A 10379-nucleotide genomic window follows, 5' to 3' on the forward strand; every position below is an offset into this window, starting at 1 on the left:
CGGCGCAGGAAAGTCTGCTTGGCGGCCTCCGGCCGCTCTCCTCGCTGCGCTCGTCGATCACGGAGACATACCGACACCTTCCGGCGGCCTCCGGCCGCGTGGGGGCGCGGCACCGACACGGACGGACCAGGCCCGTGAAGGTCTTCCGGGACGGCAACTCAACGACGCGGAACAGACCCGGTGGGGTAAGTCGCGCGGAGCGGAGCGGGCCTGGGGTAGGTGGTGCGGAGCCGTAACTCCCGGGGCGGGGGCCTGTCTCCGGGTGGGGTGGGGGCGGGGTCCCTGGGAGCGGAACAGACCCCACGGGTGGGTGGTGGGGAACAGAACGAGCCCGGGGATAGGTCGCGCGGAGCGGAGCGGGCCTGGGGTAGGTCGTGCGGAGCCGTAACTCCCGGGGCGGGGGCCTGTCTCCGGGCAGGGTGGGTCGGGGTTCCTGGGGAGCGGCACGGGGCCTGGGCGTCGGTGGTGGGGAACAGAACGAGCCCGGGGGTAAGTGGGGTGGAGCGGAACGGGTCCGGATAGGTCGCACGGAGTGGAACGGGCCCGGGGGTAGGTGGGGCGGGGCGGTCGCGGGGGTGGAGCCGGCCTTTGGGTGGGGTGGGCGTGGGCGGGAACTCCTGTGTTGGGGCGTGGCTTTCGGCCAGGGGGAGGTCAGGTTGTCGCTTCTGGTGCTGAACTTTGCAGCATGGTGAGGGTGTTCGCGTGGGTTCCGAGGACGTGGGTGCGGGCCAGTTCGGATGCCTTTGCTGCGTCTCGGGCGGCGATGGCGGCGTAGAGCTTTTCGTGTTCGCCGCACATTGCCGCGCCGTCCTCGGGGGTCGAGGTGAGCCGGAAGAGGCGGCGCAGGCGGCCGTCGAGCGGGGTCATCAGGTCCTTGAGCAACGGGTTCCCCGACATGTCCACGATCTGCTGGTGGAAGTCGGCGTTCAGGGCCACCGCCTCGCGCAGGCGGCCGGCCTCGGCGGCGCGGCGTGAGCGGTCGAGGATGCGTTCCAGTGCGCGCAGTTCGGCGTCCGTGCCGTGTTCGGCGGCGAGACCGGCGGCGAGCGCCTCGAGCGATTCGCGTACCGCGAAGAAGTGCCGGGCGTCCTCGGGGCCGAAGTCCGCGACGACGGCGCCCTTGCGCGGCTGGATGCTGATGAACCCCTCGGTCTCCAGCCGCTGCATCGCCTCGCGGACCGGGATGCGGGAGACGCCGAGTTCCTCGGCGATCTCGCGTTCGACGAGGCGGTGGCCGGCGGCGTACTGGCCCTCGATGATGCGCTCGCGCAGTTCGACGTACGCCTGGTCCCGGAGCGACCGGTGCGCGTCGCCCATGCTCGGACGGTCGGCGGTGGCACGGGGACTCATGGGCGTACTCCAGACGTGGCTGCGGGCGCCGGCGCGGTCGGTGACCCGATCATTCCAGATCGGTTCCGGACCGGAGAATTTTCCCCCGAGGGGCATTGCTTGGTATTCGGTATACCAGTTACGGTGGCCGCCGCCCACCTAGTTCAGGAGTGCCATGCCCCCCGCCGCCAACGCCGTGCCGTCCGTGCTCCGCCGCGCGACGCTGCCCGACGGCCGACTCGCCGACGTCCACCTGGGCGGCGGCCTGGTGACCGAGATCCGCGACCACGTCCCGGGCCCGGTCGGCCCGGGTGTCGTGGACCTGGGCGGTGTGCTGCTCATGCCGGCTTTCGTGGACGGGCACGCGCACCTGGACAAGACCTTTCTCGGCTCACCCTGGCGCCCGCACGTGCCGGCCGGTGATCTCCGGTCGCAGATCGCCGCGGAACGCGAGATCCGGCGCCGGATCGCCGTGCCGGTCGAGGAGCGGGCGACCGCGCTGGCGCACCGGATGGCCGCCCTCGGCACCGGGTACGTACGCTCCCACGTCGACATCGACCCGGACATCGGACTCGACGGCCTGCACGCGCTGCTCGCGGTCCGCGAGGCGTGCCGCGACATCATCGGCATCCAGTTGGTCGCGTTCCCGCAGAGCGGCATCGTCACCGCTCCCGGCACCGCCGACCTGCTCGACGCCGCGCTGCGCGAGGGCGCCGACCTGATCGGCGGGCTCGACCCGGTCGGCTTCGACGGCGACCTGGCCGGTCAGCTCGACGTCGTGTTCGGCCTCGCCGAGCGGCACGGCGCCGGCATCGACATCCACCTGCACGACGGCGGCATGAACGGGATCGCGCAGTTGCGCGAGATCGCCCGGCGTACCGCCGTGCTCGGACTGGGCGGGCGGGTCGCGGTCAGCCACGCGTACGCGCTCGGCCAGGTCGACGCGGGCGAGGTCGACCGCACGGCTGAGGCGATGGCCGCGGCGGGTGTCGCCGTCATGACCAACGGCCCGGCCGGCACCACTCCCCCGGTCTCGCGGCTCCGCGACCTCGGCGTGCGGGTGTTCGCGGGATCGGACAACATCCGCGACGCGTGGTGGCCGTACGGCACCGGCGACATGCTGGAGCGCGCGACCATCGTCGGTTTGCAGTGCGATTTGATGACGGACGCCGACCTGCACCGCGCCGCCGATCTGGCCACACACGAGGCCGCCGCGGCACTCGGGCTGACCGGGTACGGCCTCACCCCCGGCGGCCGCGCCGACCTCGTCGTCGTCGACGCGGCGTCCGTCCCCGAAGCCGTCGCCGCCCACCCCGCGCGGCTGCTGGTCCTGCACGGCGGGCGGATCACCGCCGACCACCGGGACCGTTCGCGGCTTTCCGACGGCAACTGACTCCCTTTTCCCTTCTGGTCCCACCCGCGCCGCAGCGCGCCCCTGCCCCCGGAGGAATCCGCTGTGACCACGCATGCCCCTGTGTCCGCGCCCGCGGACGAGCTTGCCGAAAGACCCGGCACCAAGCTCGCCGGCGGTCAGATAGGCACTTCCGACCTGGTCTTCTTCGTCGTCGCGGCGGCCGCGCCGCTGACCGTGCTGGCCGGCGTCGCCCCGTTCGCGATCGGTGTCGGCGGTCCCGGCACGCCGCTGGGCTATCTCGTGTCCGGTGTGCTGCTCGCGCTGTTCGCCGCCGGGTTCACCGCGATGAGCCGGTACGTGCGCAACGCCGGCGCGTTCTACGCGTACGTCGCCCGCGGCCTCGGCCGTACGCTCGGCGTGGCCACCGCCTACGTCGCCGTCGTCGCGTACAACCTCATCACCCCCGGCGTGGCCGCCGCGTTCGGCTACTTCGGCGCCAACTACCTCAACGACCGGGCGGGCACCGACATCCCGTGGTGGGTGCTCGCCGGCATCTGCATCGCGGCCACCGGCGTCCTCGGCTGGCTGCGCGTCACGCTCAGCGCCAAGGTGCTCGGGGTCGCGCTGGTGCTGGAGGTGCTGTCGCTGCTGCTGATGGAGTTCGGCATCCTCAAGGACCGCGGCGGCGACGCGCTCGACCTGGGCTCGTTCAACCCCGAGACGCTCACCCACGGCGGTATCGCGGGCATGTTCGTGCTGGTTATCGGTGCCTTCACCGGCTTCGAGGCGACGGCCATCTACGCCGAGGAGGCGCGCGACCCGCAACGTACCGTGCCGCGCGCCACGTTCATCGCGATCGGGTTCCTCGCCGTGTTCTACGCCGCCGGGGTGTGGCTGGTCATGGGGGCGTACGGCACCGACGAGTCGGTGGCACTCGCGCAGGCCGCCAACGGCCCGGACCTGACCTTCAACGCGGCGGGTGCGCACGTCGGCACGTGGCTCGCGGACAGCATGGAAGTCCTCATCATCGTGAGCGCGTTCGCCTCCGCCCTGGCCTTCCACAACGCCGCGGCCCGCTACCTGTACGCGCTGGGCCGCGAGGGCCTGCTGCCGCGCTCGCTGGGCCGGGTGTCGCAGAAGCACGGGTCGCCGAGCGGCGCCGTGGTCGCGCAGAGCGTGTTCAACGTGCTGCTCGTCGGTGTCGGCGTCGCGCTCGCCGCCGATCCGTACGCCGAGGTGTTCCTGTGGAGCAACAGCGTGGGCGTGCTCGGGGTGATGGCGATGCAGGCCCTTGCCGCGCTGGCCGTCTGGGCGTTCTTCCGCCGGGACCGGCGCGGGCTGTCCGCCTTCCGGGTGGTGTGGGCGCCGCTCGTCTCGTGCGCCGGGCTGGTGGTGCTGACCGTGTTGGCGGTGGTGCACTTCGACCTGCTCACCGGGAAGACCGGCGTGGTCAACGCGGTGCTGCTGGTTCCGCTGCCGGTGATCGCGGTCGCGGGGGCGGCTGTCGCCCTGCGCATCCGGCGGCGCGACCCCGAGCGGTACGCGCGGCTCACCGAGGTCGACGTCGAGCGCGACTGACCGGCCTCGGTGGCCTCCGGCTCAGGCCGGCACACCGCCGCGGGCCACAATCCTGCCGCCGCGCACGACCATCGCGCGCGGCGGCAGGTCCACGACGACCTGCGGCACGCACTCCCCCTCGACGAGCATGAAGTCGGCCGGAGAGCCCGGGGTGAAGTCGACCGCGGGAAGGCCGAGGAGTGCCGCGCCGCCGTCCGCGGCCAGGGCCAGGCACGCGTCCAGTTCCTCGTCCAGCCGGGCGTCGACGCACCGGCCGAGCAGGTGGGCGCGGTGCAGCATGTCGGCGTCGCCGAACGGGCTCCACGCGTCGCGCACGCCGTCCGAGCCGAGCCCCACGAGCACGCCGCGCTCGCCCAGTTCAAGGAACGGCAGTACGGTCGCCTCGCCGAGTGCGGCGGTGGTCAGCGCGACGCCCGAATCCGCCAGCAGCCTTGCCACTTCGTCGAGTTCGCGCTCGGCGAGGCCGGCGAGGCAGAAGGCGTGGCTGATCGTGACGCGTCCGGCCAGGCCGAGGGCGCGGGTGCGCGCGCAGATGTCGCGCAGCGGTCCCATGCCGGTCTCGCCCGTGTCGTGCAGGTGGATGTCGACGGCGGCTCCGTAGCGTTCGGCGAGTCCGAACACCGCGTCGAGCTGGCCCTGCCGGTCGCCGTCGAAACCCGCCGGGTCCAGGCCGCCGACGACGTCGGCCACGCCCACGCGTACGGCCTCCTCCAGCAGTTCCACCACGCCGGGCAGCCGCCGCACGCCGTGCTGCGGGAACGCGACGATCTGCACGTCGAGCACGCCGAGCAGTGCCTCGCGTGCCGCCGCGACGCCGTCGAGCGGGTCGAGGCCGTACGCGGGTGCCACATCGACGTGGGCCCGCACCGCGCGCGTCCCCCGGGCGGCGGCGTGCGACAGCAGCCGGAGCGCGCGGTCGCCGACCCGGGTCGGCTGGGCCTCGTACAGTTCCACGTCGCCGCGGACGTAGTCGGCAAGCCCTGCCGCGGGGCGACGGCTATACCAGGGTTCGCCGAACGCCGTCTTGTCCGGGTGGATGTGCGCGTCGACCAGCGTGGGCAGGGCGATGCGCCCGAGGCCGTCGACCACTTCGGCGACCGCGCCGTCGGGCACGCACGCGGCGAACACCCCGTCGACGACGACCAGTTCGACCGGCCGCGCGCCCATCGGACGGACGTCGCGGTAGACGGTGACGTTGCTCGGGCGGTGCATGTCGGCCTGCTCTCGGTCTGCTCGGGGTCCTGCCTCTGGTATACCAAACGACGGCGGGTTCGCCGTCCCCGGCCCGCGGCACCGCGCGGCCCTGATGGATGGCGTATTGCTGCTAGATGTTGCTTTGGCCCCGTTTTATTCGATCCTGTCGTAATAGCCCGGTGCGGCGCGCACGATGGAAGTGACCTGAAGGAGGTGATCGAGATGCTCACCGTGCGTTCGATCAACCAGGCGGACGAAAGCCGCGACATGCCGCACGGCCACCTCGACGTGGTGAGCCTGGAGGGCATGGACTTCGGCGTCGCGCGGTTCGAGCCGGGTTGGCGCTGGTCGCAGGACGTCGGGCCCATCGCCGGCACCGCGAGCTGCCAGTTCCACCACAACGGGTACGTCGCCCAGGGGCGCCTGCACATCCGCATGGACGACGGCGAGGAGAAGGACCTGTCCGCGGGCGACGTCTTCGTCTGCGACCCGGGCCACGACGCGTGGGTGCTGGGTGACGAGACCGCCGTCGTGTTCGACTTCGGCGGCAACATGCACGAGTACGCGAAGCCCACGTAAGCGCCGCGGTCAGAACGCCGAACCCGGCTCGACGGAGAACACGTCGAGCCCGTGGCATACCCGTGCCTCCGGCACCGGGACGAGTTCCCCGTGCGGGGTCGGGTCGCCCGCCACGGGATTCGGTGGTTCGTACACCCGGTCCCTGACCTGCCCGACCGAGATCGGCCCACAGACGCGCGAAGTCCGCGCTGCGGTCCCGCATGTCGTCGACGTGCGCGGCCGGCGCGGCATCCACCCGAACCACCCGAGCAGGACGCGCAGGACGCGCAGGTGCGCGACGTGCCCCCGGGCCGCCCGGGATTCCGCCCCGGGCCTCCCGCGTCGCGCAGTTGGTCGGGAGCGCGGTGCGGGCGCCGGTCGGCGCGGGTCGGCGCGATCTTCGACGGTGGCGTGCCCTACGGTGCTGTGATGCCGGTGGCCGCGGCCGGATGCGGGCGCCGCGAGGGGAGGCGCTGTGACGCACGCGGTCGGAATCGACCTGGGATCGACCGAGGCGGTCCTCGCCGCGGCGAGCGGCGACCGGAGCGCCGAGCTCGTCCCGGCCGGGAAGAAGGAGCGCACGACGCCGTCCTTCGTGTCCTTCGACGGGCGCAAGGTGCTGGTCGGCACCGCCGCGCGGCGCCAGACCGGCACGAACCCGGGTGCCACGTTCCGGCTCCCGCCCGGGCTGGTGCCGGAACCGGGCACCGCGGCACTCGGCCCGTCCCCGTACGAGCTGGCCCGGCACGTGGCGGCCGGCGTCAAGGCCGCCACCGAGAAGCGGCTGCGGTCGAGGTCGCCGGTGCCCGTCGTCGTCGCGGTGCCGACTCATGCGGACGAGGCGCAGCGGGCCGTCTACCACGACGCGGTACGCGACGCGGGTTTCGACGTACGCGGCACGCTCGGTGCCGCGCAGGCCGCGGTCGCGGCGTACAGGCTGGATCAGGAGGCGCGCGCCCGGATTCTTGTCGTGGTCCTCGGCGGGCTCACGTTGGAGGTCAGCATCCTTGACCTCGTCGACGGGGAGGCCAACGTGCTCGGCGGCGGCACGCACCCGCTGGGCGGTGAGAACTGGACGCAGGCGGTCGCCGACCACGTCGGATCCTCGTTCTGGCAGGCGCACGGCGTGGACCTGCGCAACGAACCCCTGTCGTGGCAGCGGGTGTTCGAGGCCGCCGAGACCGCGAAGGTTCAACTGTCCACGCAGGACAGCGCGGCCATCAACATCCCGTACGTCGTCAACGACCGCCGCGACCCCAAGCACATCGACCTCGTGGTCACCCGCCCGCAGTTCGAGGCGATGACCGCCCACCTGGTGGACCACTGCGTCACGCAGCTGGCTCCCGCTCTGCGGCAGGCGGCGGTTGCGCCCGCTCTGCTCGACCACGTGCTCCTGGTCGGCGGCGGCAGCCAACTGCCCGCGGTGGCGTACGCCGTGCAGGCCCATCTCGGTCGGCCGGTGACACCGGGACCGCACCCGCAAGAGGCGGTCGCGCTCGGCGCGGCGCTGCGGGCTTGGTCCTTGCACTGACCGGGCGCCTGCCGCTCCCCCGCACGCGCCGTCGGCGCGAAGCTGCCGCGTACGTTGCCGGAAACCGGCAATGACCCGGCGGGTTCCCCCTGGTCATGATGGCCGTGCCGGCACACTGCCCGTGCCTTGCGTCAGGGGGATACACGCCATGACCGACAAATTCCCGGGGTTCGACATCGTGCGCCGCGGCTACGACCGCACCCAGGTCGACCGGTTCCTGGAGGGCGGCGACGGCGGCCCGCTGGGCGACGCGCCGCAATTCACCATCACGCGGCGCGGCTACGACCGTTCCCAGGTCGAGGACTTCCTCGCCGCGCTGCGCTCGGGCGGCAAGCAGTAGGACGCCGGTCCGCGCCCCGTATCGGACTGCGGCGATACGGCGCGCAGCCCCAGCTGAACAGCACCACCCGTAGTTGGTACGGACCGTGGACCGCGCACGGCCCGGGCTGCGACGTGCCGAGCCCGAAGGGGTCGGTTCCCCTCGCTCACGCCCGGGCAGCGTTCGGCCCCGGCGCGCCGTTGTCCGTCGCGCCGTCGCACCTCGCGGGAATTCACCGCATCCCGAACCCGACCTGCCTCTGGAGCGCCCATCCACCCCACCCCCGCTGTCCCCGGAAAGGGAGTGAACGCATGCACGGAGCCGTCTTCCTGATCGAATTCGGCGGCATCCTCTTCGCCCTCGGCCTGCTCGGCCGATTCGCGGGCCGCCTGCGCTTCTCCCCCATACCCCTCTACCTGTTGGCCGGCCTCGCCTTCGGCGAAGGCGGACTGCTCCCGCTCGGGGCCAGCGAGGAGTTCGTCGCCGTCGGCGCCGAGATCGGCGTCGTCCTCCTGCTCCTGATGCTCGGCCTCGAATACACCGCAAGCGATCTGGTCGCCAATCTGAAGACGCAATACCCGGCCGGGGCGGTCGACTTCGCACTCAACGCGCCGCCCGGCGCGGCGATGGCGCTGCTGCTGGGCTGGGGGCCGGTCGCGGCCGTGGTCCTGGCCGGGGTCACCTGGATCTCGTCGTCCGGCGTCATCGCGAAAGTGCTCGGCGATCTCGGGCGGGTCGGCAATCGCGAGACACCGGTGATCCTCGGCATCCTGGTGCTCGAGGACCTCGCGATGGCTGTCTACCTGCCGGTCGTCACCGCGCTGCTCGCCGGTGCGGGCCTCGCGGCGGGCAGTGTCACGCTGGCCGTCTCGCTGTCGGTCGCCGGTCTGGTGCTGTTCGTCGCGGTGCGGTTCGGGCGTACGGTCTCCCGCTTCGTCTCCAGCGACGACCCCGAGAAGCTGCTGCTGGTCGTGCTCGGCCTCACGCTGCTGGTCGCCGGCATCGCGCAGCAATTGCAAGTGTCCGCCGCCGTCGGGGCGTTCCTGGTCGGCATCGCGCTGTCCGGCGAGGTCGCCGAGGGGGCGCATGCGCTGCTGAGCCCGCTGCGGGACCTGTTCGCGGCCGTGTTCTTCGTGTTCTTCGGCCTGCACACCAACCCGGCCGACATTCCGCCGGTGCTGGTACCCGCCCTGCTCCTCGCGGTCGTCACCGCCGCCACGAAGATCGCCACCGGCTACTGGGCGGCTCGCCGCGCGGGGGTCTCCGCACGCGGTCGGTGGCGTACCGGCGGGGCGCTCGTGGCCCGCGGCGAGTTCTCCATCGTCATCGCCGGTCTCGCCGTCACCGCGGGCGTCCAGCCTGACCTGGGTCCGCTCGCGACCGCGTACGTCCTGATCCTGGTCGTCGTCGGGCCGCTCACCGCGCGCTTCACGGAACCGCTCGGGGTCGCGTTCGCAGCGCTGCGCGCGGGTTCACGACCGCGCAAGGCGGAGCTCGCGCGCGAGCCGTGACGGGCGCGATCGGCGCCGCCCGGCCGACCGGTCTGTGAGGTTCTGCGAACTCGGTGGTAACAAAAGCCGTTTGGCTCCTTCTATGGATCTCGGCGCACTGCTACATATGTGACGTCCGTCCCCAAAAGCGGAGGTCGCACATGCGCCCAGAATCTGCCTTACGCTCGGCACCGGCCCTTTGGTCCGCCGTCCTCGCGTTCCTCCTCGCCGTCGTCGGCGTCCTGTTCGCGGCACCGAACGCCCATGCGGCGACCGGCCGCTACGTCGCTCTCGGCGACTCCTACTCGGCCGGGCTGGGGGCCGGCAGCTACGACAGCTCCAGCGGTAACTGCAAGCGCAGCACGCGGGCCTACCCGGCGTTGTGGGCCGCCGCGAACGCCCCGTCCTCGTTCGCCTTCGTGGCCTGCTCCGGGGCCAAGACCGGCGACGTGCTCGCCAACCAGATCAACGCGGTGAACGCGTCCACCGAACTGGTGTCGATCACGATCGGCGGAAACGACGCCGGGTTCGCGGGCATCATGACCACGTGCGTCCTGCAGTCCGAGAGCGCGTGCCTCAACGCCGTCGCGCAGGCCCGCACGTTCGCCGAGAACCAGCTACCCGCCCTGCTGGACCAGGTGTACGCGGCCATCGAAGCCCGCGCGCCCAACGCACACGTCGTCGTGCTCGGGTACTCGCGCCTGTACAAGATCGGCGGCGGCTGCCTGTTCGGTATCGGCGACACCAAGCGCAGGGCGCTCAACGGCGCGGCCGACACGCTGAACACGGTCATGGCCAAGCGGGCCGCCGACGCGGGGTTCACCTTCGCGGACATCCGTCCGGCGTTCACCGGCCACGAGATCTGCTCCGGCTCGCCGTGGCTGCACAGCACGACATGGCCGATCGAGGAGTCGTACCACCCCAACGCGAACGGCCAACGGCTGGGCTACCTGCCGGTCCTCACGGCCGCCGCATGAGCGCTTGAGCGCTGGATGTAAGCCGCACGCACGCGCGCCCCGGGACACC

At 72.3% G+C, this 10379-nt stretch carries 9 protein-coding genes; 7 read left to right on the top strand and 2 right to left on the bottom strand.

Annotation, left to right across the window (positions count from 1 at the left end; translation table 11 throughout):
- Positions 1-651: 651 nt before the first annotated feature.
- Complete coding sequence (locus AB0C36_RS41310; protein WP_358364501.1) at positions 652-1350, bottom strand: GntR family transcriptional regulator; 699 nt, start codon at positions 1348-1350, stop codon at positions 652-654.
- 154 nt (positions 1351-1504) lie between these two features.
- On the opposite strand from AB0C36_RS41310, the gene AB0C36_RS41315 reads away from it, so the two are divergent.
- Positions 1505-2722, top strand: a complete 1218-nt coding sequence (locus tag AB0C36_RS41315) for an amidohydrolase (protein WP_358364504.1) — start codon at positions 1505-1507, stop codon at positions 2720-2722.
- A 63-nt stretch (positions 2723-2785) separates the two neighbouring features.
- Positions 2786-4261: an APC family permease gene (locus AB0C36_RS41320; RefSeq protein ID WP_358364506.1), complete on the top strand. Its 1476-nt coding sequence runs from the start codon at positions 2786-2788 to the stop codon at positions 4259-4261.
- Positions 4262-4282: 21 nt separating this feature from the next.
- On the opposite strand, the gene AB0C36_RS41325 is transcribed toward AB0C36_RS41320, so the two are convergent.
- Positions 4283-5473, bottom strand: a complete 1191-nt coding sequence (locus AB0C36_RS41325; RefSeq protein WP_358364508.1) for an amidohydrolase — start codon at positions 5471-5473, stop codon at positions 4283-4285.
- A 204-nt stretch (positions 5474-5677) separates the two neighbouring features.
- Here AB0C36_RS41325 and AB0C36_RS41330 point away from each other — a divergent pair, with 204 nt between their 5' ends.
- The 5 genes from AB0C36_RS41330 (at position 5678) to AB0C36_RS41350 (ending at position 10330) form a co-directional block, all read left to right on the top strand.
- Entirely contained in the window at positions 5678-6034 is a 357-nt protein-coding gene (locus tag AB0C36_RS41330) for a cupin domain-containing protein (RefSeq protein WP_358364510.1), read from the top strand.
- A 454-nt stretch (positions 6035-6488) separates the two neighbouring features.
- On the top strand, positions 6489-7544 hold the full coding sequence (locus AB0C36_RS41335) for an Hsp70 family protein (protein WP_358364511.1): 1056 nt from the start codon (positions 6489-6491) through the stop codon (positions 7542-7544).
- A 148-nt stretch (positions 7545-7692) separates the two neighbouring features.
- Complete coding sequence (locus tag AB0C36_RS41340; protein WP_358364514.1) at positions 7693-7884, top strand: hypothetical protein; 192 nt, start codon at positions 7693-7695, stop codon at positions 7882-7884.
- Between the two features lie 290 nt (positions 7885-8174).
- Positions 8175-9374, top strand: a complete 1200-nt coding sequence (locus AB0C36_RS41345) for a cation:proton antiporter (protein ID WP_358364516.1) — start codon at positions 8175-8177, stop codon at positions 9372-9374.
- 140 nt (positions 9375-9514) lie between these two features.
- Positions 9515-10330: an SGNH/GDSL hydrolase family protein gene (locus tag AB0C36_RS41350; protein WP_358364519.1), complete on the top strand. Its 816-nt coding sequence runs from the start codon at positions 9515-9517 to the stop codon at positions 10328-10330.
- Positions 10331-10379: the final 49 nt, after the last annotated feature.

This window comes from Streptodolium elevatio (assembly GCF_040649515.1).
Taxonomy (GTDB): Bacteria; Actinomycetota; Actinomycetes; order Streptomycetales; family Streptomycetaceae; genus Yinghuangia; species Yinghuangia elevatio.